General features: G+C 72.3%; 19 protein-coding genes and 3 pseudogenes. 12 read left to right on the forward strand and 10 right to left on the reverse strand.

Features of this window, described 5'->3' with window-relative positions:
* Positions 1 to 807: 807 nt before the first annotated feature.
* Together PV350_RS17340 and PV350_RS17345 are read right to left on the reverse strand one after the other, a co-directional pair.
* On the reverse strand, positions 808 to 1,326 hold the full coding sequence (locus PV350_RS17340; protein WP_499511960.1) for an FxLYD domain-containing protein: 519 nt from the start codon (positions 1,324 to 1,326) through the stop codon (positions 808 to 810).
* A gap of 380 nt (positions 1,327 to 1,706) precedes the next feature.
* A complete protein-coding gene (locus tag PV350_RS17345; RefSeq protein WP_499511961.1) occupies positions 1,707 to 3,728 on the reverse strand; it encodes a M3 family metallopeptidase in 2,022 nt (673 codons plus the stop codon).
* 59 nt (positions 3,729 to 3,787) lie between these two features.
* Here PV350_RS17345 and PV350_RS17350 point away from each other — a divergent pair, with 59 nt between their 5' ends.
* Positions 3,788 to 4,456, forward strand: a complete 669-nt coding sequence (locus PV350_RS17350) for a TetR/AcrR family transcriptional regulator (protein WP_499511962.1) — start codon at positions 3,788 to 3,790, stop codon at positions 4,454 to 4,456.
* Between the two features lie 192 nt (positions 4,457 to 4,648).
* Positions 4,649 to 4,852: a MarR family transcriptional regulator gene (locus tag PV350_RS17355; protein ID WP_499511963.1), complete on the forward strand. Its 204-nt coding sequence runs from the start codon at positions 4,649 to 4,651 to the stop codon at positions 4,850 to 4,852.
* Between the two features lie 18 nt (positions 4,853 to 4,870).
* On the opposite strand, the gene PV350_RS17360 is transcribed toward PV350_RS17355, so the two are convergent.
* A complete protein-coding gene (locus PV350_RS17360; RefSeq protein WP_499511964.1) occupies positions 4,871 to 7,150 on the reverse strand; it encodes an MMPL family transporter in 2,280 nt (759 codons plus the stop codon).
* A 119-nt stretch (positions 7,151 to 7,269) separates the two neighbouring features.
* Here PV350_RS17360 and PV350_RS17365 point away from each other — a divergent pair, with 119 nt between their 5' ends.
* Positions 7,270 to 7,932: a TetR/AcrR family transcriptional regulator gene (locus PV350_RS17365; RefSeq protein ID WP_499511965.1), complete on the forward strand. Its 663-nt coding sequence runs from the start codon at positions 7,270 to 7,272 to the stop codon at positions 7,930 to 7,932.
* 47 nt (positions 7,933 to 7,979) lie between these two features.
* Here PV350_RS17365 and PV350_RS17370 read toward each other — a convergent pair whose 3' ends face one another.
* From PV350_RS17370 to recD2, 4 genes are all read right to left on the reverse strand, one after another.
* Positions 7,980 to 8,717: a DedA family protein gene (locus PV350_RS17370; RefSeq protein ID WP_499511966.1), complete on the reverse strand. Its 738-nt coding sequence runs from the start codon at positions 8,715 to 8,717 to the stop codon at positions 7,980 to 7,982.
* Positions 8,718 to 8,937: 220 nt separating this feature from the next.
* On the reverse strand, positions 8,938 to 9,684 hold the full coding sequence (locus tag PV350_RS17375) for an SDR family NAD(P)-dependent oxidoreductase (protein ID WP_499511967.1): 747 nt from the start codon (positions 9,682 to 9,684) through the stop codon (positions 8,938 to 8,940).
* 424 nt (positions 9,685 to 10,108) lie between these two features.
* A complete protein-coding gene (locus PV350_RS17380; RefSeq protein ID WP_499511968.1) occupies positions 10,109 to 11,398 on the reverse strand; it encodes a citrate synthase in 1,290 nt (429 codons plus the stop codon).
* 131 nt (positions 11,399 to 11,529) lie between these two features.
* Positions 11,530 to 13,749: an SF1B family DNA helicase RecD2 gene (recD2, locus tag PV350_RS17385; RefSeq protein ID WP_500334686.1), complete on the reverse strand. Its 2,220-nt coding sequence runs from the start codon at positions 13,747 to 13,749 to the stop codon at positions 11,530 to 11,532.
* A gap of 192 nt (positions 13,750 to 13,941) precedes the next feature.
* Between recD2 and PV350_RS17390 the strand changes: the two genes are divergently transcribed.
* From PV350_RS17390 to PV350_RS17420, 7 genes and pseudogenes are all read left to right on the forward strand, one after another.
* Entirely contained in the window at positions 13,942 to 14,955 is a 1,014-nt protein-coding gene (locus PV350_RS17390) for a LacI family DNA-binding transcriptional regulator (RefSeq protein ID WP_499511970.1), read from the forward strand.
* A complete protein-coding gene (locus PV350_RS17395) occupies positions 14,952 to 16,502 on the forward strand; it encodes a sugar ABC transporter ATP-binding protein (RefSeq protein WP_500334688.1) in 1,551 nt (516 codons plus the stop codon). Before PV350_RS17390 ends, PV350_RS17395 begins: the two co-directional genes overlap by 4 nt.
* A pseudogene (locus PV350_RS17400) lies at positions 16,492 to 17,463 on the forward strand (ABC transporter permease); the annotation flags it as partial. The gene PV350_RS17395 and the pseudogene PV350_RS17400, both read left to right, overlap by 11 nt.
* Before the next feature lie 134 nt (positions 17,464 to 17,597).
* Positions 17,598 to 18,461: pseudogene (locus PV350_RS17405) on the forward strand (D-ribose ABC transporter substrate-binding protein); the annotation flags it as partial.
* A 43-nt stretch (positions 18,462 to 18,504) separates the two neighbouring features.
* Entirely contained in the window at positions 18,505 to 19,407 is a 903-nt protein-coding gene (gene rbsK, locus PV350_RS17410) for a ribokinase (RefSeq protein ID WP_499511971.1), read from the forward strand.
* Positions 19,404 to 19,793 (forward strand): D-ribose pyranase, encoded by a 390-nt coding sequence (rbsD, locus tag PV350_RS17415; protein WP_499511972.1) that lies wholly within the window; start codon positions 19,404 to 19,406, stop codon positions 19,791 to 19,793. The genes rbsK and rbsD overlap by 4 nt, the downstream gene beginning before the upstream one ends.
* A 64-nt stretch (positions 19,794 to 19,857) precedes the next feature.
* The gene (locus PV350_RS17420) at positions 19,858 to 20,301 is read left to right on the forward strand and encodes a DUF937 domain-containing protein (protein WP_499511973.1); all 444 of its coding nucleotides are present in this window, start codon (positions 19,858 to 19,860) and stop codon (positions 20,299 to 20,301) included.
* A 254-nt stretch (positions 20,302 to 20,555) separates the two neighbouring features.
* On the opposite strand, the gene PV350_RS17425 is transcribed toward PV350_RS17420, so the two are convergent.
* Genes PV350_RS17425 through PV350_RS17435 form a run of 3 tightly spaced genes read right to left on the reverse strand, consistent with a single transcriptional unit; the run spans position 20,556 to position 23,772 of the window.
* A complete protein-coding gene (locus PV350_RS17425) occupies positions 20,556 to 21,407 on the reverse strand; it encodes a sugar phosphate isomerase/epimerase family protein (RefSeq protein WP_500334690.1) in 852 nt (283 codons plus the stop codon).
* A 2-nt stretch (positions 21,408 to 21,409) separates the two neighbouring features.
* The gene (locus PV350_RS17430) at positions 21,410 to 22,612 is read right to left on the reverse strand and encodes a dihydrodipicolinate synthase family protein (RefSeq protein ID WP_499511975.1); all 1,203 of its coding nucleotides are present in this window, start codon (positions 22,610 to 22,612) and stop codon (positions 21,410 to 21,412) included.
* Positions 22,613 to 22,614: 2 nt separating this feature from the next.
* Complete coding sequence (locus PV350_RS17435; protein ID WP_500334692.1) at positions 22,615 to 23,772, reverse strand: Gfo/Idh/MocA family protein; 1,158 nt, start codon at positions 23,770 to 23,772, stop codon at positions 22,615 to 22,617.
* A 607-nt stretch (positions 23,773 to 24,379) separates the two neighbouring features.
* Here PV350_RS17435 and PV350_RS17440 point away from each other — a divergent pair.
* Positions 24,380 to 25,483 carry a LacI family DNA-binding transcriptional regulator gene (locus PV350_RS17440; RefSeq protein WP_500334694.1) on the forward strand — a complete coding sequence of 368 codons (1,104 nt, stop codon included), beginning with the start codon at positions 24,380 to 24,382 and terminating at the stop codon, positions 25,481 to 25,483.
* Positions 25,484 to 25,589: 106 nt separating this feature from the next.
* Positions 25,590 to 25,731, forward strand: a pseudogene (locus PV350_RS17445) (MarR family transcriptional regulator); the annotation flags it as partial.

Raw genomic sequence — 25,731 nt, forward strand, 5'->3', positions numbered from 1 at the left:
ACGACCGCGGCGGTCCTGGCCGTCGGGTCTGGCTCCCCTGTCGGGTCTCGCCGTACGCGACGAGCCCTCCGAGGAGGGCCCGGGATCCTCCGGGCTCCCCGGTCCCGCAGGCGATGAGGCCTGTGGCAGGTACCTGCCACCATCGTGAGCCGACATGTACAGAACGCGTGGCCGGACCATGGCGGCCGACCTCCCTCCCCTTCGCGCTGTTGTGCCCCAGGCCGAAATACGTCCTCAGGCGGCACTGACAGTCGCGGCCCATGAGGGGGCTGCGCTCAAGGAAGAGTGAAGGCCGAACGGAGAGAAGATGAACGAGACGTGCAGGTCCACGCAAGGTAATCGGGATCAGGGCATCGGTGACGCTCCGCACCTGAACGGCGGCCCATCGCGGGTGGTCCGACACGGACCGTCCTCGCACAACAGCCCAGGGCGACCGGGACGGCCCGTCAGATGAGGGGATCCACCCGGGGTTACCGCACGTCCATGACGCTTTTCCGCCATTTCGCCGCGACCTGGCGGGTGTCGGGGCCGTATGCGGAACCTTCACGGAATCCGACTCCCGCCCGCACGGCGACGGCCCCGGCGAGAAGCGCTCCCGTGCGCACCGTCGTTCGCCGCCCGCGGGCAGGCTCGTCACCTGGTACCACGGGTCCCGGCCGGGCGCTTGCGGGCGCCGCGCGCCGTCCCGCCGGACGGACCCCGCGGTCGCATGCCGCGGGGTCCGGAAGGCGAAACGGAGTCACCGGTCGCCGGAGGGGAGGCGGAGCGTGCCACGCACACACCCTCGGCGGCAGGGCGGGCGAGGGGTCAACTCGCCTTGCGCAGGACCTCGGTGACCTTGCAGTCGATCTCGCCGGAGGCCGGGTCGCTGCCCTGGGCCCTCGTCTGCGCCTCGTCCCCCGCGGTCAGGCCGGTCGTGGTCGCGACGGCCTGGGCGATGCGTGTTCCGCCGCCGTCCACGAACTCGATGTGCACCTCGTAGTCGGAGGTCTGCGAGCTGTGGTTGGTGAGGGTCACCTCGGCAGTGGGCAACTTGCTGAAGTCGGCGAGGCCGCACGAGGTGACCTTCGCGTCACCCGGGGCCGGCTTCCCGCCGCTGCCCGCGGCCGGGGACGCGCTGACCGCGGAGGAGTCACCCCCCGAACCGCCCTTGTCGTCCCCGGTCTTGAGGGCGAAGGCGACGCTGCCCCCCACGACGATGACGATGGCGACGATCCCGAAACCGATTATCTTCCCCGCCCCCGTCTTCTTCGGCGGCCGGCTCCAGTCCGGCTCCTGGGGCGGCGGGTAGTGGCCCGGTGGCGATGCGTGCGACGGCTGAGACATGGTGAACCCCCTGAGGCTCGGTTGTGAAGACACCGTGACAGAGCTTCACCATGCGCGCAGAGACAAAAGCTGTCTGTAATGTTGCCGTGACCGATCCGGTATAGATCATTCCTGATAGGTCTGCGCCAAGGGTCCGATCGGGCGGCCCGGAGCGCCCCAGGGGATCCCCGGGCCCGCCCCGCCGGGCCCCACCGCCGGTTGGCCGACGAGGCGTTGGGCCTCGCCGGCCACCGGCTCGGTGGGAAGCGGCGGGAAGCAGCGGGACGACGGAACGGGCGCCGTCGCCGTCCTTCGGCCGTGGAAGGACCCCGAGAGGTCAGCCGGTCAGCCGGTCGGGCGGTCCGGCGGTCCGGCGGTCCGGCGGTCCGGCGGTCCGGCGGTCAGCCGGCCAGACCGCGGCGCGTCAACAGCGGCTCGATGCGCGGCGCACGGCCCCGGAAGCCCTCGAACGCCGCCATCGGGTCGACGCTGCCCCCGCGGGAGAGCAGTTCGCGGCGGAAGGTGTCGCCGTTCTCGCGCCGCAGGCCGCCGTTCTCCTTGAACCACTCCACGGTGTCCGCGTCGAGCACCTCGCTCCAGATGTACGAGTAGTACCCGGCGCTGTAGCCGTGGGCGAAGATGTGCGCGAAGTAGGTGCTGCGGTAGCGCGGCGGGATCGCGGGCAGCGCGAGCCCGGCCTCCTTCAGGGCGGCGGCCTCGAACTCCTCCGCGTCGCCGGGGTCGTGGCCGGCCGGGATGGTGTGCCAGGCCCAGTCGAGGACGGCGGCGGCCAGGTACTCCACCGTGCGGAAGCCCTGCCCGAACCGCTCCGCGGCCTCCATCCGGGCCACCAGTTCGGCGGGCATGGGCTCGCCGGTCTCGTGGTGGCGGGCGTAGTGGGCCAGCACCTGCGGCCAGGTCACCCACATCTCGTTGACCTGGGAGGGGTACTCGACGAAGTCGCGCGGGACGGCCGTACCGGAGAAGAAGGGGTGGCGGACGTCGGAGAACAGGCCGTGCAGGGCGTGCCCGAACTCGTGGAAGAGGGTGTTGACCTCGTCGTAGGTGAGCAGCGCGGGCTCGCCGTCGGCGGGCTTGGCGACGTTGAGGTTGTTGACCACGACGGGCTTGCGGCCGTAGAGCGCGGACTGGTCGACCAGGCTGTTCATCCAGGCGCCGCCGCGCTTGGAGGCGCGGGCGAAGTAGTCGCCCAGGTAGAGGCCGAGGGGCGAGCCGTCGGCGTTGAAGACCTCGAAGACCCGGACGTCGGGGTGGTAGCCGGCGAGGTCGGGGCGCTCGGTGAAGCTCAGACCGTAGACCTGGCCGGCGGCGAAGAAGACGCCGTCCTGGAGGACCCGGTCCAGCTCGAAGTAGGGGCGCATGACGGCGGTGTCGATGTCGTACTCCGCCTTGCGGACCTTCTCCGACCAGTACGTCCAGTCCCAGGCGGAGAAGTCCTCCAGCCCGGAGGCGGCGGTCAGGGCGGCGGCCTCGCGCTCGGCGTTGGCGACGGCGGGCGGGACCAGACGGGCGAGCAGCGAGGTCACGGCCTCGGGGGTGCCGGCGGTCTGGTCGGCGACGACGTACGCGGCGTGGTTCTCGTAGCCGAGCAGGGCGGCGCGCTCGGCGCGCAGCCGGGCGAGGCGGGCGGTGAGTTCGCGGTTGGAGGTCAGGCCGCGGCCGAGCGAGGCCTCCAGCAGACGGCGGCGCAGGGCACGGTCGTCGAGCGAGGCGAGTTCCGACTGGTTGGAGAAGTTCTTCAGGCTGAGGACATACCGGCCGTCGTGGCCGAGGGCCGTGGCGTTGGCGGCCGCGGCGGCGACGGCGTCGGCGGAGAGCCCGGCCAGTTCGTCGGCGCCGTCGAGGACGAGGGCGGCGGCCTTGGTGTCGGCGAACAGGTTCTGCTCGAAGGCCGTGGAGGCTTCCGCGATCTCCGCGTTGAGCGCCCTCAGGCGCTCGCGGCCCTCCTCGGTGAGTTCGGCGCCCGCGCGGACGAAACGGGTGTGGTAGCGCTCCAGCAGCCGCAGCGCCTCGGCGTCCAGGCCGAGTTCCCGGCGGGTCTCGTACAGCGCCTTGACGCGGCCGTAGAGGACGGGGTCGAGGTGGATGGCGTCGGCGTGGGCGGCGAGGGCGGGGTTGATCCTGGCCTCGATCTCCTGGATGCCAGGACCGGTGTCGGCGCTCGCGCGGTTGAAGAAGACCTTCGACACGCGGTCCAGCAGGTCTCCGGAGCGCTCCAGGGCGACGATCGTGTTCTCGAAGCCCGGTGGTTCGGGGTTCGCGGCGACGGCCTCGGTCTCGGCGAGCTGCTCGGCCATCCCCTGTTCGAAGGCGGGGAGGTAGTGCTCCTCGCGGATGTCGGCGAAGGGCGGCAGCTCGTACGGGAGGGTGCTCGGGCTGAGGAAGGGATTCGTCGAGGTCACGCCACCGACCTTACGCCCGGTGCCTGCCGCCCGGACGTGGCCTTCCCTAGGATGCCCGGATGGCAGCTACGCGTACGGACGGCCGGGTGGAGCGCGGCAACCAGACCCGCCGGCTGGTGCTGGACCGCACCATGGCGATCGCCTCGGTGGAGGGTCTGGAAGGTCTGTCGCTGGGCCGGCTGGCGACCGAACTCGGGCTCAGCAAGAGCGGGGTGTTCGCCCTGTTCGGGTCGAAGGAGGAGCTGCAGCTCGCCACCGTGCGGGCCGCCCGCGAGGTGTACATCCGGCAGGTGGTGGAGCCGTCGCGGGAGCTGCCGGCGGGGCTGGCCCGGGTGTGGCGGCTGTGCGAGTCGTGGCTGGACTACTCGCGGCGGCGGGTGTTCCCGGGCGGCTGCTTCCTGCTGGCGGTGTCGGCGGAGTACGACGCGCGCAGCGGGCCGGTGCACGACGTGGTCGCCCAAGCCCGGCTGGAGTGGACGACCTACGTCGAGATCACCCTCGAGAAGGCCCGGCGGACGGGACAGCTGTGCGCCGACGCCGACATCCCGTTGCTCGCCTTCGAGCTGATCGCCCTGCTGGACACCGGCAACCTGCAGTCGGTGCTCTTCGACGACGTCGCGGCCTACACCCGGGCGGGCACCGCCATCCTCAATCGCCTGAGGGCCGTGGCCGACGGGGACGCGGCCGAGGGGGAAGTCCCCCCGCTGCCCGCCCGGTTCGAGGGCTGAGGAGCGCGGCTTCCCGCACCCGGACGGTTTCTCCGACAATCGGGGAGGCCGGTCATGCATCCGCCACGTTTGTCACCGTTACGCGGGCTTCGCGTCACAGATGATCAACAGCCCCTTCCGCCCTTGATCGCATGTCGTTGTCCCGGCGAGGCCGGCCACCCCCGAGGCCGGCGCATGGGAGGTGCGTGGGAGATGACGGACCGGACCCTCTGGTCGTACGCCGAGATCGCCGCTCACATCCGGGTGCAGGTCGACACCGTGCGCTCGTACCGCAAGCACGGGCACTTGCCGCCCCCCGACATCGTGGAGGGCGGCAAGCCGTTCTGGTACGCGGACACCATCCGCCTGTGGAGCTCCCGGCGCCCCGGGAACCGCGGACGCCAGGAGTTCGGCTGACGTCGGCCCGGCCGCCGCTCAGCCCGAGCGGGCCGGCTCCGGCTCCGGGTCCGGTACGGGCTCCTCCCGCACAGGGGCCCGGCCGGGGCCCTCGCCCTCACTCAGCCCGAACCGGTCGTGCAGCGCCCTCAGCGGCCGCGGCGCCCACCAGGTGGCCCGTCCGGTCAGCCGCATCACGGCGGGCACGAGCAGGGTGCGCACCACCATCGCGTCCATGAGGACGGCGAGCGCGATCCCGAGGCCCAGCATCTTGGTGTTGGCGATCCGCGAGGTGCCGATGGCCACCATCACCACCGCCAGGATCACCGCGGCAGCCGTGATGAGCCCGCCCGTGCGGCGCACCCCGAAGACGACCGCCGCACGGTGGTCACCGGTCCGGTCGTGCTCCTCCTTGATGCGCGACAGGAGGAAGACGCCGTAGTCCATCGAGAGTCCGAAGGCGACGCAGAACATCAGCACCGGCAGTGTGGTCTCGATGCTGCCCGTCGCGGTGAAGTCGAGCAGACCGGACAGGTGACCGTCCTGGAACACCCACACCACCGCCCCGAACATGGCGGTGAGGCTCAGCGCGTTGAGCAGCACGGCCTGCAGCGGGATGACCGCGCTGCCGGTGAGGAGGAAGACCAGCAACAAGGTCACCGCGGCGATCAGGGCGGCCGCCCACGGCAGGCGGTCGGCTATGACCTCCTTGGTGTCGACCAGCTGGGCCGCGGTGCCGGTGGCGGAGACCTTGAAGGGGGCGTCGACCGCCCGGATCCTGCCGACGAGGTCCTGGCTCGCCTCGTCCACGGACTCCGCCTCGGGCAGCACGGTGAGGTACGCCGCGCCGTCGGTGGCCCTGGCCGCCTCGGCCGGGCCGGGCGCGGCGGTCCGCCGGCCCTGCGCGTACTGGCCGGCCGGGCCGTCGACGACGACCACTCCGGGCAGCGCGGACAGCCTGCCGCTGTAGTCGCCGAGCTGGGCCTCAGTGGGACGGTCCTCGGCGAGCACGGTGATCTCTCCGCCAGGGTTGCCGGGGAACCCGTCGCGTATGTGCTGCTGCACGACGTGCGCCTCGGCCGTCGCGGGCAGCTGGCGGTCGTCGGCGGTGCCGAACTGCACCTGCAGGAAGGGCAGCCCGAGCAGGACCAGCCCGGCGGCCGTGCCGATCGCGAACAGCGGGGCACGGCGCATCACCAGGCGGGCGAGCCGCGCGTAGCCCGCGCCCGGCTCCCGTCCGGCCTTCCCGCTCCGCCGGCGCGACAGGAGACGGCGCAGATCCAGGGAGTTGACCCGGTGACCGAGCACCACCAGCGCGGCGGGCAGGATCACCAGCGCTGCGGCGGCCGCCAGCAGCACCACGGCGATGCCCGCGTACGCGAACGAGCGCAGGAAGTACTGCGGGAACAGGAACATCGCGGAGAGCGCGGCGGCCACGGTGAGGGCCGAGAAGAGCACCGTGCGCCCGGCCGTGCGCAGCGTGGCGCCCACGGCGGTCAGCGGGTCGGCCCCGGTGTCCAGCTCCTCCCGGAAGCGCCGCACGATGAACAGGGCGTAGTCGATGGCGAGTCCGAGGCCGAGGGCCGTGGTGAGGTTCTGCGCGAAGATCGAGACGTCCGTGAACGTCGTGATGCCCCGCAGCACGGCGTTGGTGCCCAGGATCGCCACGACGCCGACGCCCAGCGGCAGTACCGCCGCGACGGCGCTGCCGAACACCATGATGAGCAGCAGGAGGGTGATCGGCAGCGCGATGAGCTCGGCGCGGGCCAGGTCCTCCTGGATCGTGGTCTGCAGGTCGTGCCGGAACGCGGCCATGCCGCCGACCTTGACCTCCACCGCGCCGTGCCGTCCCCGGTATGCGGGGGCGATGCGCTCGACGGCAGCGGCGACGGCGTCGTCGTCGCCGCCGATCCGCGCGACGATCATGGCCTCGCGGCCGTCCTCGGCGCGCAGCGCGGAGGCCCGGGTCGTCCAGTACGAGGTGACGCCGGCGATGTCCTCGTCCGCCGCGAGCCGGCGACCGAGCTCCCGTCCCTCGGCCGCCACCTCCGGGGAGTCCACACCGGCACCACGGCCGTCGACGAGGAGGATCAGATTGGGCTGCGAGTCCGGGAAGTACCTCTCCAGCGCGTCCGCCGCGTAGGCGGACTCCGAGCCGGGGGCTTCCCATCCGCCGCTGCGCAGCCGGTCCGCGACGCCGCTGCCCGCGACCACGGCGAGGGCGGTGAACAGCAGCGCCAGCAGCAGGGTGAGGCGAGGACGGGCGGTCATCGCCCGGGTCCAGCCCCCCGGCGGGTGCTCACGGTTGACATCCGACATGACAGAGGTGTCCCCTCCCCTGAGGAACCGCCGTAAAATGGCGAACACGAGCGATCACTCGCGTTTCTTCAGAATGTGAGCGACCACTCGCGTTTGTCAAACATGATTGGGGATTACACGTGCCTGAGGAGCAGAAGCCTCGACGCCGGCAGGCCCGCGGCGAACGGCGCGTGGCGCAGCTGCTGGAGGCGGCGGCCGACGTGTTCTGCAAGGTGGGCTACACCGCGGCCACCACGAACGCGATCGCCCGCGAGGCGGGCGTGTCCCCGGGCACGCTCTACCAGTTCTTCCCGAACAAGGAGGCCATCGCCATCGAGCTGGGCGGCATCCTCAACCAGCGGATGCGCGAGGGGCACGGGGAGCTGTTCACCCCCGAGAACGCCTCGCTGCCGCTGCGCGAGATGCTCGAGGTCATCGTCGCCCCGATGATCGAGTTCAACTGCCAGAACCCCGCCTTCCTCGCCCTGGTCCACGACAGCGACATCCCCGGCACGGTCGTCATGGAGCACGACACCCTGCACGCCTCCCTGCTGGAGCGCGTGGAGACCCTCCTCGGCCTGCGCGCGCCCGCCCTTTCGGCCGCCGAGCGGGCGCGGGTGGCCGCGATGGCCTTCGGCCTGTTCAAGGCGGGCCTGGCCCTGGTCCTGGCGCACGAGGGCGCCGAGCGGGACGCGTACGTCGGCGAGGTCAAGGCCGCGCTGTACGGCTACCTCGCCCCGCACGTCGGCACCGGGGCCGTCGCCATCACGGAAGCCGCCGGCGCCCCCGCCGCGACCCCCTGACACCGGGACCGGCACGGCCCGCTCCCCCGGCGCCGCGCCTCAGCGCCTCAGCTCCGCAGCGCCCGGTCCGCCGGCTTCCCCTGCGGGGCGCCCCCCTCCGGTTCGTCCGCCCCGGGGGACGCGGCGCCTCCCGAGGCCACCACGCGTCCGGAGGACGCCGTACCCGCCGGGGCCGAACGGCGCCCGGAGAGCATCTGCGCCACGCCGCCGATTCCGGCCACGGCCAGGGAGACCCCGAGGCCCAGCGCGACGGCGTACAGCGAGTTGGACATGGCGAGGCCGCCGAAGTAGCCCAGACCCACCGAGTACGTCGCCCAGACCGCCTCGGCCACACCCGCGCCGATCAGGTAACGGCGGGCCGGGTAGCGCACGATGCCCGCCGAGAGGCCGCCGACGACCCGCCCGCTGGGCAGGAAGCGGACGCCGATGACGAAGGGAATCCCGTGCCGCTGTATCCGGACGCTGGCCCACTCCAGCAGCGCACGGCGCCGCGGCCGCCGGTAGAGCCGGGTCAGGACCCGGCCGCTGACGGCGCGGCCGGTGCGGTGGATCAGCAGGTCGCCCAGGAGCGCGCTGCCGGCGACGACCAGCAGGACCAAGGCGATGTCCAGCCGTCCCTGGGCGGCCAGCACGCCCCCTGTGACCAGGAGCGCCGCGTTGGGCACCAGAGGCGGCGCGGTGGTGGCAGCGAGCACCGCGTACGCCCAGATGACGTGGCCGTCCCGCAGGTACCCCTCGAGGCCCGCGGTGAAGTCCAGGGCCGACACGATCCGTGCAACGTCCATCCGGCCGCCCCTCTTCCCGCCCCGGCCCGTCCCCCGTCTCCCGTCCCAGGTCTCAACGCTGGCAGGGCCGCGACGGAGGGGGCAAGGCGAGTTCGCCGGGATCGGGGCATTCCCAGGGTTTTCCCGGGGGCGCCTCATCCTCAGGTACGGGGCCGCAGCGACCGGCTGTGGCGCGGGGAGTACGCCCGGCGTACTCCCCGCGGGACGCGCGTGCGTCAGCTCAGCGGCCGAGCAGTTCGCCGCCGTTGCACTGCAGGATCTCCCCGGTGATGAAACCCGCCCCGGGGGAGGCGAGGAAGACCACCGCGGAGGCGACGTCCTCGGGCGTCCCGACCCGGCCGACCAGGGTCCGGCCGGCCCTGCGGGTCAGCTCGGCTGCGTCGAGCCGGGCGCCGAAGAACTCGGTGCCCGCCACGGTGCCCGGGGCGACGATGTTGCAGGTCACGCCGCGCGGGCCGAGCTGGGCCGCCAGGGAGTGGTTCCAGGCGTGCAGGGCGGCCTTGGAGGCCCCGTAGGAGCCCCCGCCACGCAGCGCGGCCACCGAGGTGACGGTGATGACCCGGCCGCCCTCGGGGAGCCGGTCACGTACGGATTCGGTCACCAGGACGGCGGTGAGGACGTTGCGTTCGAAGTCGCCGCGCCAGCGGGCCAGCACCCCGTGCGGGCCGGCCCCGATCGCGAGTTCCCGGCTGCCCGCGTTGTTGACCAGGACGTCGATGCGCCGGGGCAGCCGCTCGAGGGTCGCCTCCACGTCGTCGGGGTCGGCGAGGTCGCAGACGACCGGGGTGACGTCGTAACCGTGCTGGGAGCGCAGCTCGTCGGCGGTGGCGCGCAGCACCTCGCGGCGCCGGCCGACGATGGTCACATGGTCGCCGGCCTCGGCGAAGAGGGTGGCCACCGACCGGCCGATTCCCGTTCCCCCGCCGGTCACCACGACGTGCCGGCCCACACTTGCGTTCTGCGACATCACGCTCCGCTCCTCGAGGAGGAACAGCACGTTACGGGACGGGGGCTTCGCGACCGGCACGGGGGTCTGCCATGATGCGGATGGCGTAGGAGATGCGTAGCCGAGACCGAGATCACACTGGCTGGAACGTAACCTTTTGGTTTACGAGGGGGTCTAACCCGGCGAAGACACCGGGCTCCCGGCGGACTCGGTGAGATGATGAGCGGGTTGTCTTTGGGGGACAGCCCGGTCGCCATGCCGGGGCGAACTGCCCGGAGAGCTTTGAGCGGCCCTCCCGGGTGCTTGGTCCCGGCTGGGCGAGCGCACCCAAAGAACGCCCGGTACGGACCCGTGGGGGGATCCGCTCCGGGAAACAGGAGCGCCCCGTGCCGAACCCGTGGGGGGATTCGGCGCGGGGCGTTTCTCTGCGTGCGGGGCGCTCGCGTCAGCGGGCCTCGACCGGGACGTAGTCCCGCTCGACGATGCCCGTGTAGACCTGGCGCGGACGGCCGATCCGGGAACCCGGCTCGGTGATCATCTCGTGCCACTGGGCGATCCAGCCGGGGAGCCGGCCGAGCGCGAACAGCACCGTGAACATCGTGCTCGGGAAGCCCATGGCCCGGTAGATCAGACCGGTGTAGAAGTCGACGTTCGGGTAGAGGTTGCGCGAGACGAAGTAGTCGTCGCTGAGCGCGTGCTCCTCGAGCTTCAGCGCGATGTCCAGCAGCTCGTCGGACTTGCCGAGGGCGGAGAGCACGTCGTGCGCCGCGGACTTGATGATCTTGGCCCGGGGGTCGAAGCTCTTGTAGACCCGGTGGCCGAAGCCCATCAGACGGACGCCGTCCTCCTTGTTCTTCACCTTGCGGATGAAGGCGTCCACGTCGCCGCCGTCGGCCTGGATGGACTCCAGCATCTCCAGCACGCTCTGGTTGGCGCCGCCGTGCAGCGGGCCCCACAGGGCGTTGATGCCCGCGGAGATCGACGCGAACAGGTTGGCCTGCGAGGAGCCGACCAGGCGCACGGTGGAGGTGGAGCAGTTCTGCTCGTGGTCCGCGTGCAGGATGAGCAGCTTGTCCAGCGCGTCGACCACGACCGGGTTGAGCTCGTACTCCTCGGCGGGCACCGCGAAGGTCATCCGCAGGAAGTTCTCGACGTAGCCGAGGTCGTTGCGCGGGTAGACGAAGGGGTGGCCGACCGACTTCTTGAAGGCGTACGCGGCGATCGTCGGCAGCTTGGCGATGAGCCGGATCGTCGAGAGGTAGCGCTGCTTCTCGTCGAACGGGTTGTGGCTGTCCTGGTAGAAGGTCGACAGCGCGCTGACCACGGAGGAGAGCATCGCCATCGGGTGGGCGTCCCGCGGGAAGCCCTGGAAGAACCGTTTGACGTCCTCGTGGAGGAGCGTGTGCTGCGTGATGTCGCCGCGGAAGGCGGCGAGCTCGTCGACGGTGGGGAGCTCACCGTTGATGAGAAGGTACGCGGTCTCCAGGAAGGTGCCGCGCTCGGCGATCTGCTCGATGGGGTAGCCGCGGTAGCGGAGGATTCCCTGCTCGCCGTCGAGGTAGGTGATCGCGGACTTGTAGGCCGCGGTGTTGCCGTAGCCGCTGTCCAGGGTGACCAGGCCGGTGTTGGCGCGCAGCTTGCCGATGTCGAAGCCGTTGTCCCCAACAGTGCCCTCGATCACCGGGTAGCTGTACTCGCTGTCCCCGTACCGCAGTACTACAGAGTTGTCGCTCACGTCATTCCCTCACCGACGTCGTGCCTCTTCTTCGAGGTTGGTAGGTGCCCTGACTACCCCTACTGTCCCCCATTTGGCGTGGCCACGTGCACTCGGGGTCGGTCGAGGAGCCGAATGATGGCACCCAGTGCCTATTTTGCCGCCCGCGCCAGCCGGTGGTCGAGTGCCGTGAAGCGTCTGCCTGCGGAGACGGTGCGCACCGCCTGGCCGATCGCCTTGCGCGAACCCACGAGCACGACCAATCGCTTTGCCCGGGTAACGGCGGTATACAGCAGGTTCCGCTGGAGCATCATCCACGCCCCGGTGGTGACAGGGATCACCACGGCGGGATACTCGCTGCCCTGTGACCGGTGGATCGTCACCGCGTAGGCGTGCGCCAGCTCGTCCAGCTCGTCGAAGTCGTAAGGAATCTCCTCGTCCTCGTCGGTCAGTACGGTGAGCCGCTGCTCCACGGCGTCCAGGGAGGTGACGACCCCCACCGTTCCATTGAAGACGCCATTGGCGCCTTTTTCATAGTTGTTCCTGATCTGCGTCACCTTGTCGCCCACACGGAAGGTGCGGCCGCCGAAACGCCGCTCCGGCAGGTCGGGACGGGCCGGGGTCACGGCCTGCTGCAGCAGCCCGTTCAGCACGCCGGCGCCCGCGGGGCCGCGGTGCATGGGGGCGAGCACCTGGACGTCACGGCGCGGGTCGAGCCCGAACCGGCGCGGGATGCGGCGGGCCGCCACGTCCACCGTGAGCCGGGCCGTCTCCTCGCCGTCCTCCTCCACGAAGAGGAAGAAGTCGTCCAGCCCCTGGGTGACCGGGTGCGCTCCGGAGTTGATCCGGTGCGCGTTGGTCACCACGCCGGACTCCTGGGCCTGCCGGAAGATGCGGGTCAGCCGGACCGACGGGACCGGGCCGCCCTCGGCCAGCAGATCGCGCAGCACCTCGCCGGCACCGACGCTGGGCAGCTGGTCCACGTCACCGACGAAGAGCAGGTGGGCCCCCGGCGGCACGGCCTTGACCAGCTTGTTCGCCAGCAGCAGGTCGAGCATCGAGGCCTCGTCGACGACGACCAGGTCGGCGTCCAGGGGCCGCTCCCGGTCGTACGCGGCGTCTCCGCCAGGCTTGAGCTCCAGCAGCCGGTGGACCGTCGAGGCCTCGGCCCCGGTGAGCTCGGCCAGCCGCTTGGCCGCCCTGCCGGTGGGCGCGGCCAGTACGACCTTGGCCTTCTTCGCCCGCGCCAGGGCCACCACGGACTTGACGGTGAAGGACTTGCCGCAGCCCGGGCCGCCGGTCAGCACGGCGACCTTCTCGGTAAGCGCCAGCCGCACCGCCTGCTGCTGCTCGGGGGCGAGGTCCGCGCCCGTCCGCTCGGCGAGCCAGGCCAGCGCCTTGTCCCAGTCCACGTCACGGAAGCCGGGCATCCGGTCCTCCGTGCCGCGCAGCAGCCGCAGCAGCGAGCCGGCCAGGGAGATCTCCGCCCGGTGGAAGGGCACCAGGTACACCGCGCGCACCGGGTCGCCACCGCCGTCGGGGGCGGGCACGGGCTCGATGACCACGCCCTCCTCGCCGGCCAGCTCCGCGAGGCAGTCGATGACCAGCCCGGTGTCCACCTGGAGCAGTTTCACGGCGTCCGACAGCAGTTGCTCCTCGGGCAGGAAGCAGTTGCCGCTGTCGGTCGCCTGCGACAGGGCGTACTGGAGACCGGCCTTGACGCGCTCGGGGCTGTCGTGCGGGATGCCGACCGCCCGCGCGATGCGGTCGGCGGTGAGGAAGCCGATGCCCCAGACGTCGGCCGCCAGCCGGTAGGGCTGGTTCTTCACCACGGAGATCGAGGAGTCCCCGTACTCCTTGTAGATCCGCACCGCGATCGAGGTGGACACGCCGACGCCCTGGAGGAAGACCATGACCTCCTTGATGGCCTTCTGCTCCTCCCAGGCGGCGCCGATCAGCTTGGTGCGCTTGGGGCCCAGGCCCGGGACCTCCACCAGCCGCGCGGGCTCCCGCTCGATGACCTCCAGGGTGTCGGTGCCGAAGTGCTCCACGATCCGCTCGGCGATCCGCGGGCCGATGCCCTTGATCAGCCCGGAGCCGAGGTAGCGCCGTATGCCCTGGATCGTGGCCGGGAGGACGGTGGTGTAGTTCTCCACGGTGAACTGCTTGCCGTACTGCGGATGGGAGCCCCAACGGCCCTCCATGCGCAGCGACTCGCCCGGCTGGGCGCCGAGCAGCGAGCCGACCACGGTCAGCAGGTCGCCGGCGCCGCGGCCGGTGTCGACCCGGGCGACCGTGTACCCGTTCTCCTCGTTGGCGTACGTGATCCGCTCGAGGACGCCCTCGACGACGGCCAGTCTCAACTCCCCCACGGCGCGGGCCACCTCCCCGGATCTGCGATGTGATCCGACGGTACCGCCCGGCCCCGACAGGCCGCCGAGGGCTGTGGACAACTCCGCCCGACGGGGCCCCGGAATGTAACGATCCGGTTTCGTGCTCTTGCCCTGGAGCATGTAATCGATTCCAATCCTCTCTGTAATCGATTCCACGAGGAGGTGGGACGGGTGGCGAGCATCAAGGACGTGGCATCACGCGCGGGTGTCTCCGTCGCGACGGTCTCCCGCGTGCTCAACGACCACCCGGCGGTCCGCCCGGGCACCCGCACCCGGGTGCTGGAAGCGGTGGCCGAGCTCGGCTACCGGCCCAACGCGGTGGCGCGCTCGCTGCGCACCGACCAGACCCGGACCCTCGGCCTGGTCATCAGCGACGTGCTGAACCCCTTCTTCACCGAGCTCGCCCGCTCGGTGGAGGACGAGGCCAGGGCACTGGGCTACAGCGTGATCATCGGCAACGCCGACGAGCGGCCGGAGCAGCAGGACCACCACATCCGCACGCTGCTGGACCGCCGCATCGACGGGCTGCTGGTCAGCCCCACCGACGGCGGTTCCCCACTGATCCTGGACGCGGTGCTCTCCGGCACCCCGATGGTCTTCGTCGACCGCTGGATCCCCGGCGTCGGCAACGACGTCCCGGTGATCCGCACCGACGGCTGCGACGCGGTGCGCGACCTGGTCGCCCACCTCCACGGCCTGGGCCACCGCCGGCTGGCGATCATCGCGGGCCCCGCCGCGACCACCACGGGCCGCGAGCGGGTGCAGGCCTTCCGTGAGGCGCTGGCCGCCTTCGGTCTGCAGCTGCCCGACGAGTACATAGGCCAGGGCGACTTCCAGGCGGACAGCGGCCGCAGGGCCACCGCCCGCTTCCTGGACCTGCCGGTCCCGCCCGACGTGGTCTTCGCCGCGGACAACCTGATGGCGCTCGGCGCCATGGACGAGATCCGCGCCCGCGGCCTGCGCGTGCCCGACGACATCGCGCTCGCCGCCTTCGACGACATCCCGTGGTTCCTCCACACCGATCCGCCGATCACCGCCATCGCCCAGCCCACCGGCGAGCTCGGCCGCGCGGCCGTGCGCTCGCTGATCGACCGGGTGGAGGGCAGGCCGGCGCCGTCGGTCACCGTGTCCGCCCGTCTCGTTGTCCGCCGCTCCTGCGGCGCGTCCGAAGGGAGTTCCCGTTGAGCACGAGCAGCCCCGAGCTCCTCCGCATGGAGGGCGTCCGCAAGGTCTTCCCCGGTGTGGTGGCCCTCGACGGCGTCGACTTCGACCTGCGCGGGGGCGAGGTGCACGTCCTGCTCGGCGAGAACGGCGCGGGCAAGAGCACCCTGATCAAGATGCTCTCCGGCGCCAACCGCCCCGACGGGGGCCGGATCCTCGTCGACGGCGCGGAGGTGCGCATCCATGGTGCGCAGGATGCCGAGAAGCTGGGCATCGCGACCATCTACCAGGAGTTCAACCTCGTCCCGGCGCTGAGCGTCGCCGAGAACATCTTCCTGGGCCGCCAGCCGCGCCGACTCGGCCTGGTGAACCGCAAGCAGATGAACGCGGACGCCGCCGCCCTGCTGGCCCGGGTCGGCGTCGACGTCGACCCGCGCACCCCGGTCTCCGAACTGGGCATCGCCCGCCTGCAGATGGTGGAGATCGCCAAGGCGCTCAGCCTGGAGACGCGCGTCCTGATCATGGACGAGCCGACCGCGGTGCTCACCAGCGAGGAGGTCGACAAGCTCTTCCGGATCGTGCGCAAGCTGCGCGAGGACGGCGTCGGCATCGTCTTCATCACCCACCACCTGGAGGAGATCGCCGCGCTCGGCGACCGCGTGACCGTCCTGCGTGACGGCCGCAGCGTCTCGCAGGTGCCCGCGAGCACCCCCGAGGACGAACTGGTCCGGCTGATGGTGGGCCGCAGCATCGAGCAGCAGTACCCGCGCGAGCGCGCCGAAGCGGGCGCGCCCCTGCTGCGGGTCGAGGGCCTCACCCGGGGCGGCGTCTTCCACGACGTGAGCTTCGAGGTGCGGGCCGGCGAGGTCGTCGGCCTGGCCGGGCTCGTCGGCGCCGGGCGCACCGAGGTCGTCCGCGCGGTCTTCGGCGCCGACCCGTACGACTCCGGAACGGTCGAGGTGCTGGGCAAGCGGCTGCGCTGCCACGACGTCAACGCCGCCATGGACGCGGGCATCGGCCTGGTGCCGGAGGACCGCAAGGGCCAGGGCCTGGTGCTGGACGCCACCATCCAGGAGAACCTGGGGCTGGTCACGCTCGGCCGCTCCACCCGCGCCGGGTTCGTCGACCGGGCCGGGCAGCGCAAGGCGGCCGACCGGATCTCGGGGCAGCTCAAGGTGCGCATGGCCGGGCTCCACCAGCACGTGCGCACCCTGTCGGGCGGCAACCAGCAGAAGATCGTCATCGGCAAGTGGCTGCTGGCCGACACCAAGGTGCTCATCCTCGACGAGCCGACCCGGGGCATCGACGTCGGCGCCAAGGTCGAGATCTACCAACTCGTCAACCAGCTCACGGCCTCCGGCCACGCGGTGCTGATGATCTCCAGCGACCTCCCCGAGGTGCTGGGCATGAGCGACCGCGTCCTGGTGATGTCCCAGGGCCGGATCGCCGGTGAACTCCCCGCGCACGAGGCCACCCAGGACTCCGTCATGGCCCTGGCCGTCGGCACAGCGCCCGCCGAGGGCGGCAACACAACAGCAACGAAGGATGTGGAGGGCTCCCGTGGCCACTGACACGATCAAAAGCGGTACGGACACGGGCGGCGTCGCCGCGGCGCGCCGTGTGCTCCTCAACAACGGCGCGCTCAGCGCCCTGGTGGTCCTGCTGGTGGCACTGTCGTTCCTGTCGGGCGACTTCCTGTCCACCCAGAACCTGCTCAACGTCGGCGTCCAGGCGGCCGTCGTCGCCATCCTCGCCTTCGGCTCCACCTTCGTGATCGTGGCGGCCGGCATCGACCTGTCGGTGGGCTCGGTCGCGGCGCTCTCCGCGACGGTGCTGGCCTGGAGCGCGAGTTCGGCGGGCCTGCCGGTGTGGCTGGCGGTCGTGCTGTCCGTCGCCACGGGTGTCGCCAGCGGTCTGCTGAGCGGCCTGCTGATCTCCTTCGGCAAGCTGCCGCCGTTTATCGCGACCCTCGCGATGCTGTCGATCGGCCGCGGCCTCACCCTGGTCATCTCCCAGGGCAGCCCCATCGCCTTCCCCGACTCCGTCTCCCACCTGGGCGACACCATCGGCGGCTGGCTGCCCGTCCCCGTCCTGGTGATGATCGTCGCGGGCGCCGCCACGGCGATCATCCTCGGCCGCACCTACATAGGCCGCGCCATGTACGCGATCGGCGGCAACGAGGAGGCGGCCCGCCTCTCCGGCATCCGCGTCAAGCGCCAGAAGATCATCATCTACGCGCTGTCCGGCCTCTTCGCGGCGGTCGCGGGCATCGTGCTCGCCTCCCGTCTCGCCTCGGCGCAGCCGCAGGCCGCCTACGGCTACGAGCTGGACGCCATCGCGGCGGTCGTCATCGGCGGCGCCAGCCTCTCCGGCGGCGTCGGCAAGGCGTCCGGCACCCTGATCGGCGCGCTGATCCTCGCCGTCCTCCGCAACGGCCTCAACCTGCTGTCGGTCTCCGCCTTCTGGCAGCAGGTCGTCATCGGCGCGGTCATCGCGCTGGCCGTCCTGCTCGACACCCTGCGCCGCCGCGCCTGACCGCGCCGCGCGCACCACAGACCTCCCTCTTCTTCTCCGCACCGCACCAGCAAGGAACCACCATGCGCACCAAGCTCATCTCCGCCACCACCGTCGCCGTCGCCGCCCTGGCGCTCACCGCGACCGCCTGCAACTCCGGCTCCGGCTCGTCCTCCGACGTGAAGGTGGGCCTGTCGGTCTCCACCCTCAACAACCCGTTCTTCGTGCAGCTGAAGGAGGGCGCGCAGGCCGAGGCGAAGAAGGAGGGCGTCGACCTGACCGTCACCGACGCGCAGAACGACGCGTCGCAGCAGGCCAACCAGCTGCAGAACTTCACCAGCCAGAACGTGAAGTCGATCATCGTCAACCCGGTGGACTCCGACGCGGCCGGTCCCTCGGTGAAGGCAGCCAACAAGGCCGGCATCCCCGTCGTCGCCGCCGACCGCGGCGTCAACAAGGCCGAGCTCGCCACCACCGTCGCCTCCGACAACGTCGAGGGCGGCCGGCTCGCCGCCAAGACCCTGGCCGATTCGCTGGGCGGCAAGGGCACCGTCGTCGTCCTCCAGGGCACCGCAGGCACCTCCGCGGCCAACGAGCGCGGCCAGGGCTTCAACGAGGGCATCAAGGCCTACCCGGGCATCAAGGTCGTAGCCCAGCAGGCCGCCGACTTCGACCGCACCAAGGGCCTGGACGTCATGACCAACCTGCTGCAGGCCCACTCCGACGTCACCGGCGTCTTCGCCCAGAACGACGAGATGGCCCTCGGCGCGATCAAGGCGCTCGGCGACAAGGCCGGCAAGTCGGTCAAGGTCGTCGGCTTCGACGGCACCCCCGACGGCCTCACCGCGGTCAAGGCCGGCACCCTGACGGCGTCCGTGGCGCAGCAGCCGAAGGAGCTCGGCAAGCTGGCCGTGCAGAACGCCGTGAAGGCCGCCAAGGGCGAGAAGCTCGGCAGCCTGGTGAAGGTTCCGGTCAAGGTCGTCACCGAGAAGAACGTCGCCGACTTCTCCTCCTGACAGACCGCACCGGTACGGCAGGACCCCCGAAGGGAACACGCAGATGCACGGCTACGACCTGCTGGTCGTAGGGTCGGCCAACGCCGACCTGGTGATCCATGTCGACCGCCGCCCGGCGGCCGGCGAGACGGTCCTCGGCTCCGACCTCGCGACCCACCCGGGTGGCAAGGGGGCCAACCAGGCCGTCGCCGCGGCCCGCCTGGGCGCGCGCACGGCGCTCCTCGCGCGGGTCGGCGACGACGCCCACGGGCGGCTGCTCACCGGCTCGCTGAGGTCGGCCGGCGTCGACACCACCGGCGTCCTCGGCGGCGACACCCCCACGGGGGTCGCGCTGATCACCGTGGACCCCTCGGGCGACAACAGCATCGTGGTGTCGCCGGGCGCCAACGCCCGGCTCACCGCGGCGGACGTGACCGGGGCGCGCGAGCTGCTGGCCGCCGCCCGGGTGGTCTCGCTGCAACTGGAGATCCCTCTGGAGTCCGTGGCCGCCGCGGTGGCGGCGGCCACGGAGTCCGGGACGCGGGTCGTACTGAACCCCTCGCCGCCCGCGGCGCTGCCCCGGGAGGTGCTCGCCGGCTGCGACCCGCTCGTGGTCAACGAGCACGAGGCCCGTGTCCTGCTGGGCGCGGACGCCGGGGACACCCCTGAGGCGTGGGCGGCGGGGCTGCTCGCCCTCGGCCCGCGCTCGGTGGTCGTCACCCTCGGTGGGGCGGGCGCGCTCGCCGCGACGCCTGACGGCACCGTGCGCATACCGAGCCCGCGAGTGGTGGCCGTCGACACCACCGGCGCCGGCGACTCCTTCACGGGGGCGCTGGCCTGGCGGCTCGGCGCGGGCGACGACCTGGTGACCGCCGTGCGGTTCGCGGTGCGGGTGGGCGCCGCCGCCGTCACGAAGCCGGGTGCGCAGGAATCCTTCCCCACCCTCGAAGAAGTGGGTCAGCTGTGAAGAAGTCCGGAATCCTCAACCGCCATCTCGCGGGCGCCCTCGCCGTGCTGGGCCACACCGACCTGGTCGTGGTCTGCGACGCGGGGCTCCCGATCCCTCCCGGGCCGATCGTCGTCGATCTCGCCTTCCGGGCCGGCACGCCGTCCTTCTCCGAGGTCCTCGACGGCCTGCTGGAGGAGCTCGTGGTGGAGGGGGCGATCGCGGCCAAGGAGGTCCGCGAGCACAATCCCGAGGTGACCGCCCAGCTCGACGGTGCCTTCCCGGACCTGGAACTCGTGCCGCACGAGGAGTTCAAGGCCCGCACCCGGCAGGCCCGCCTGGTCGTCCGCACCGGCGAGTCCCGGCCGTACGCCAACGTCATCCTGCGCTGCGGCGTGCCCTTCTAGCGCGTACATCCGTCCGGCTGCGGTCGGCGGGCCTGGCGGGCGATTCCCGCGTAGCGTCCCGACCATGAGCGACCGACCGCTGAAGGACGAGGTGCTGGAGGAGCTGGGGGACGACCGGCTCCGGGAGATCACCGAGCTGCTCGGGACCGACGCCGGACAGGCGCAGCGGGTCGTGGGGAGCGCGGTGGCCTCGATCACGGGGGTGCTGACCGACGACGCGGTGACGCCCGGCGGCACCGCGGAGCTGTGCCAGGCCATGGAGCAGGCCGCCAACGAGCCCGAGCCGCTGCCCGCGGCCGCCGTCGGCTTCGCCGGGGTGCAGGGCGGTACGGGACCGGAACCGGGCCGTGGGGTGCTGGCGGCCGTCCTGGCCAAGGTGGCCGCCCCGGCGGCGCGGGCGGTGGCCAAGCGGACCGGCCTCCCGGTCGAGGCGGTCACGGCGGCGCTGGAGACGCTGATCCCGGTGATGGCGTCCGTGCTGGCCCGGCGGGCCCGCGAGAAACGCTGAACCGGCCGCGGAGCGGCGGAGACGCGGACCGGGCCGGGTGGCGGCACGTGGTCGGACATGGCGAAAGGGGTCCGGCTGAGCCGGACCCCTTTGGCGTTCCCCTCCCTCTGCGCGAGACCCCGAGCCCCCTCCGGGTGCCGCGCTCTCCCCCACTCAAGACCCTTGTGAGGCCCCCCTCTGGGTCTTGACGCTACATAGACACACCGGCCCGGGGGATGGTTGCACGGCTTCCGGAAGAAATTTCCAGAGATTTCTCAGAGCACGTGCCGACGGTACCTGCCCGCCGTTTCGGCCAGCACCTCGGCCCCGTCGCGTGCCCACAGCGCGGGGTTGAAGATCTCCACCTCGACGGCTCCCGCGTAGCCGGCCGCGTCCACCCGCTCGCGGAACCCGCGCAGGTCGACGCAGCCGTCACCGAGCTGGCCGCGGCCCAGGAGCACCCCCTCGGGGAGCGGGGTGACCCAGTCGGCGAGCTGGAACGAGGCGATCCGGCCGCCGGCGCCGGCCCGGGCGATGCCGGCGGCCGCCCGGTCGTCCCACCACAGGTGGTAGGTGTCCACGACGACGCCGACCTGCTCCGCGGGGAAGCGTTCGGCGATGGCCAGGGCCTGGCCGAGGGTCGACACGACACAGCGGTCGGAGGCGTACATCGGGTGCAGCGGCTCGATCGCCAGGCGCACTCCGCGTTCCTGCGCGTACGGGGCGAGCTCGGCGACCGCGTCGGCGACGCGTTCACGGGCGCCGGCGATGTCGCGGTCCCCGGCCGGGAGGCCGCCGGAGACCAGGACGAGCGTGCCGGTGCCCAGGGCCGCCGCCTCGTCCAGGGCCGCCCGGTTGTCGGCGAGCGCTGCGGCGCGCTCGTCCGGGTCGGAGGCGGTGAAGAAGCCGCCGCGGCAGAGCGTGGTGACCGTGAGCCCGGCTTCGCGCACCAGCTTCGCGGTCGCCTCGACGCCGTACTCCCGGACCGGCCCGCGCCACAGTCCGACGCCGGGGACACCGAGCGTCACCAGCCCCTCGACCAGCTCGGGGAGGGGCAGTTGCCGCACGGTCTCCTGGTTGATGCTGAGCCGGGCGAGGTCGCCGGAGGTCCGGTTGTCAGTACGCAATGTCACACTCCGTACACGGAGAGAAGCCGGCTCATGCGGGACGCGGCGAGCGCCGGGTCGGGGAACAGTCCGATCCGGTCGGCCAGTTCGTAGGCGCGGGCCAGATGGGGGAGGGAGCGTGCCGAGTGGAGACCACCGACCATCGTGAAGTGCGACTGGTGGCCGGCCAGCCAGGCGAGGAGGACGACACCCGTCTTGTAGTGGCGGGTCGGGGCGCCGAAGAGGTGGCGGGACAGCTCGACGGTGGGGTCGAGCAGCGACCGGAAGCCCGCGGTGCCACCGGTGCCACCGGGGTCGCCGGGGTCGCCGTCGTCCAGCAGGCGCACGGCCCGGGCGGCGAGCGGCGCGAGCGGATCGAAGACGCCGAGCAGGGCGTGGCTGAAGCCCCGGTCGTCGCCGGCGATCAGCTCGGGATAGTGGAAGTCGTCGCCGGTGTAGCAGCGCACGCCGTCGGGGAGGCGGCGGCGCAGCTCGACCTCGCGCCCGGCGTCGAGCAGGGAGATCTTCACGCCGTCGACCTTGCCGGGGTGGGCGGCGACCGCCTCGAGGAAGGTGCTCGTGGCCGCGTCGAGGTCCGTGCTGCCCCAGTAACCCTCCAGTGCGGGGTCGAACATCGGGCCCAGCCAGTGCAGTACGACGGGCCCGGCGGCCTGGCGCAGGAGGTGGCCGTACACCTCCAGGTAGTCGTCGGGCCCCTTGGCGACGGCGGCCAGTGCCCGGGAGGCCATGAGGACGGCCCGCGAGCCGGCGTCCTCGACGACGGCGAGCTGCTCCTCGTAGGCGGCCCGGATCTCCGTGAGGCCGTAGGGGTGGCCGAACTCGGTGGGCGCCAGCTGGTCGGTGCCCACGCCGCAGGCGATGCGGCCGCCCTCGGCACGGGCCTCGGCCGAGGAGCGGCGGATCAGTTCGGCGGCCCCGGCCCAGTCCAGGCCCATGCCGCGCTGGGCGGTGTCCATGGCCTCGGCGACGCCGAGTCCGTGCGACCACAGGTGGCGGCGGAAGGCCAGCGTGGCCTCCCAGTCCAGCGCGGCGGGCCGGTCGGCTGCGGTGCGGAAGGGGTCGGCGACGACGTGGGCCGCCGCATAGACGACGCGGCTGCGCGGCTCGTCCGCCGTCGCGGGGGTGCCGGCGTGGGCCGCGGGCTCGGTGCGCGGCCGGTAGGCGTACAGCTCGCCCGTCTCGGTGGGGAGGTGAAGGAGCGTCACGGTCACAGGGTCAGCTCCGGTACGTCGAGACGGCGGCCCTCGGCGGAGGACCTCAGGCCCAGTTCCGCCAGTTGGACACCGCGGGCACCGGCCAGCAGGTCCCAGGTGTAGGGCTCGTCGAGGTGGACGTGGCGCAGGAACAGCTCCCACTGGGCCTTGAAGCCGTTGGCGAACTCGCCGTTGTCCGGGACCTCCTGCCACTGGTCGCGGAAGACCTCGGTGGCGGGCAGGTCGGGGTTCCAGACCGGCCTGGGGGTGGCGGAGCGGTGCTGGGCACGGCAGTTGCGCAGCCCCGCGACGGCCGAGCCCTCGGTGCCGTCGACCTGGAACTCCACCAGCTCGTCCCGGTTGACGCGCACGGCCCAGGAGGAGTTGACCTGGGCGACCACTCCGCCCTCGAGCTCGAAGATCCCGTAGGCGGCGTCGTCGGCCGTGGCGTCGTAAGGCTTGTGCTGCTCGTCCCAGCGCTGCGGCACGTGCGTGGTGGCGAGCGCCTGCACGGACAGCACGCGGCCGAACAGCTCGTGCAGGACGTACTCCCAGTGCGGGAACATGTCGACGACGATGCCGCCGCCGTCCTCGGCGCGGTAGTTCCAGGAGGGGCGCTGGGCGGACTGCCAGTCGCCCTCGAAGACCCAGTAGCCGAACTCGCCGCGGACGGAGAGGATCCGCCCGAAGAAGCCGCCGTCGACCAGCCGCCGGAGCTTGAGCAGGCCGGGGAGGAAGAGCTTGTCCTGGACGACGCCGTGGCGGACGCCGGCGGCGGTGGCGAGGCGGGCCAGCCGCAGCGCCCCGTCCAGACCCGTCGCGGTGGGCTTCTCGGCGTAGATGTGCTTGCCGGCGGCGATCGCCTTGGTGATCGCCTCCTCGCGGGCGCCGGTGACCTGGGCGTCGAAGTAGATCTCGGTGGCGGGGTCGGCGAGCACGGCGTCCAGGTCGGTGGAGACCAGGGCGGGGTCCAGGCCGTGGCGGTCGGCGAGGGCGCGCAGCGCGTGCTCGCGGCGGCCGACGAGGACGGGCTCGGGCCACAGCACGGTGCCGTCGCCGAGGTCGAGCCCGCCCTGCTCGCGCAGGGCGAGGATCGAGCGGACGAGGTGCTGGCGGTAGCCCATACGGCCGGTGACGCCGTTCATGGCGATCCGCACGGTCCTGCGTGTCACGTGGGGTTCCTCTCTCCGGCGGGGCGCCGAACGGAAGCAAGCGCTTTCCCCGGCTTACGCTAACCGCCGGCGAACACCTCCGACAAGGGGAGAGGGCCCGGAAAGAAAGCGCTTGCCCACCGCCTGACGTGGAGTCATCGTCCTGGTTGCGGGGACGCCGCCACGTCCGGGGCGCCCTCGCCCCTGCGGCCCCACGCGCCCCGGCACGCGACAGCGGGAGCCGCGGCCGCGACGCGGGCGGGCACCGGACGCCCCCGGGGCGCCCTCGGCGAGGGTCGCCGGCAGGGCGCCGCACGGGCGCTCGGCGGCGGCCACCGCTCCCGAGCGCCAACACGCCTCCCAGGCCGGGGTCTTCGGCGCGACCGCATCACGCGCGGCAGAGAAGCCGGGACCGGGCTCGCGGGCGGGGGCCGGCCCCCGCCCGCGGCCGCACCTCACGGCTCCCGAATGACGGCAGAAAGCGCTTTCCCGTAGAGTGGTCCCGGGCGGTGGAACGCCCTGTGCAAGGTGCTGTGCGACTCCGCTCCCCCACCGGCCCCCGAGGTGAGAGCATGTGCGGCTACGGGCGGACGGCCCGGGGAGGACCGACCCGGAGGAAACAGACAAGATGGCAGTGACCCTGGCCGACGTGGCGGCGCGCGCCGGAGTGTCCGCCGCAACCGTGTCGCGTGTCCTGAACGGCAACTACCCGGTCGCGGGCAGTACGCGCGAGCGGGTCCTGCGGGCCGTCGACGACCTCGACTACGTCGTGAACGGGCACGCCCGCGCACTGGCCGCCGCCACCTCCGACCTGGTCGGGGTACTCGTCAACGACGTCGCCGACCCCTTCTTCGGGCTCATCGCCAGCGCCGTGCAGAGCGAGATCAGCGGCGGCACCGAGCATCCGCCCGGGCTGCCCGCGGGCGCCGGGAAACTCGCCGTGGTCTGCAACACCGGGGGCTCCCCCGAGGCCGAGCTCAACTACCTGACCCTGCTGGAGCGGCAGCGTGCCGCGGGCGTGGTGCTCACCGGGGGCGCGGTGGAAGGCACCGGGCACAGCGCCGTCGCCGCCCGCCTCGCCCGGCTCGCCGCCTCCGGCACCCGGATCGTCCTGTGCGGCCGCCCGCCCCTGCCGGAACTCGCCGAACTGCCCGGCCCCGCCGCGGACGCCGTGATGACCGTCGCCTTCGACAACCGCGGCGGCGCGCAGCGCCTCACCGAGCACCTGCTGGCCCTCGGCCACCGCACCATCGGCTACGTCGCGGGCCCCGCGGAGCGCAGCACCACCCGGCACCGCCTGGAGGGCCACCGTGCCGCCCTGGCCGAGGCCGGGCTCGCGGGCTCCCCCGCCGAGCTCGACCGCCTCACCGTGCACGGCTACTACGACCGCTCCTCCGGGTACGACGCGGCGCTGGAACTGCTGCGCCGGGAGCCGGGGCTGACCGCGGTCGTCGCCGCCAACGACACGGTGGCGCTCGGCGTCTGCGCGGCGCTGCGCGAGCGCGGGCTGCGCATCCCCGAGGACGTCTCGGTCGCCGGTTTCGACGACCTGCCCTTCAGCGTGGACGCCGCGCCCGCGCTCACGACGGTGCGCATACCGCTGCAGGAGGCGGGCGCCCGCGCCGGCCGCCTGGTCATGGGCCGCCAGGCACCGCCTCCCGGCGGGCTCGCGACCGTACGGACGGAGCTGATGGTGCGGGCCTCGACGGCGGCACCGCGAAGCGGCACATGAAGGCACGCGGGTCGGCGGGACACCCCAGCGCGCCGGCGCCTGTCCAGAACCGCCCCGCACGGATACCTTTGACGCAGTCAAAGAATTTCCGCGAGGGGAACCCGCCGTGGCCGTCCAGGAGATCCGGGCGTTCAACCGCTTCTACACCAACCTCATCGGCGCGCTCGACTACAGCCGCCATCTGCACACCCCGTACACCCTCACCGAGGCCCGCGTCCTGTACGAGCTCGCCCACGCCGCCGGCGGCG

Source organism: Streptomyces sp. PA03-6a (assembly GCF_033792765.1).
Taxonomy (GTDB): Bacteria; Actinomycetota; Actinomycetes; order Streptomycetales; family Streptomycetaceae; genus Actinacidiphila.

Bases quoted from the DNA above. Each gene is read 5' to 3' on its own strand.
- PV350_RS17350 (WP_499511962.1), top strand. From the start codon at position 3,788: ATGGCAGCTACGCGTACGGACGGCCGGGTGGAGCGCGGCAACCAGACC.
- PV350_RS17440 (WP_500334694.1), top strand. From the start codon at position 24,380: ATGGCAGTGACCCTGGCCGACGTGGCGGCGCGCGCCGGAGTGTCCGCC.
- PV350_RS17355 (WP_499511963.1), top strand. From the start codon at position 4,649: ATGACGGACCGGACCCTCTGGTCGTACGCCGAGATCGCCGCTCACATC.
- PV350_RS17360 (WP_499511964.1), bottom strand. From the start codon at position 7,150: ATGTCGGATGTCAACCGTGAGCACCCGCCGGGGGGCTGGACCCGGGCG.
- PV350_RS17375 (WP_499511967.1), bottom strand. From the start codon at position 9,684: ATGTCGCAGAACGCAAGTGTGGGCCGGCACGTCGTGGTGACCGGCGGG.
- PV350_RS17340 (WP_499511960.1), bottom strand. From the start codon at position 1,326: ATGTCTCAGCCGTCGCACGCATCGCCACCGGGCCACTACCCGCCGCCC.
- PV350_RS17420 (WP_499511973.1), top strand. From the start codon at position 19,858: ATGAGCGACCGACCGCTGAAGGACGAGGTGCTGGAGGAGCTGGGGGAC.
- rbsK (WP_499511971.1), top strand. From the start codon at position 18,505: ATGCACGGCTACGACCTGCTGGTCGTAGGGTCGGCCAACGCCGACCTG.
- PV350_RS17370 (WP_499511966.1), bottom strand. From the start codon at position 8,717: ATGGACGTTGCACGGATCGTGTCGGCCCTGGACTTCACCGCGGGCCTC.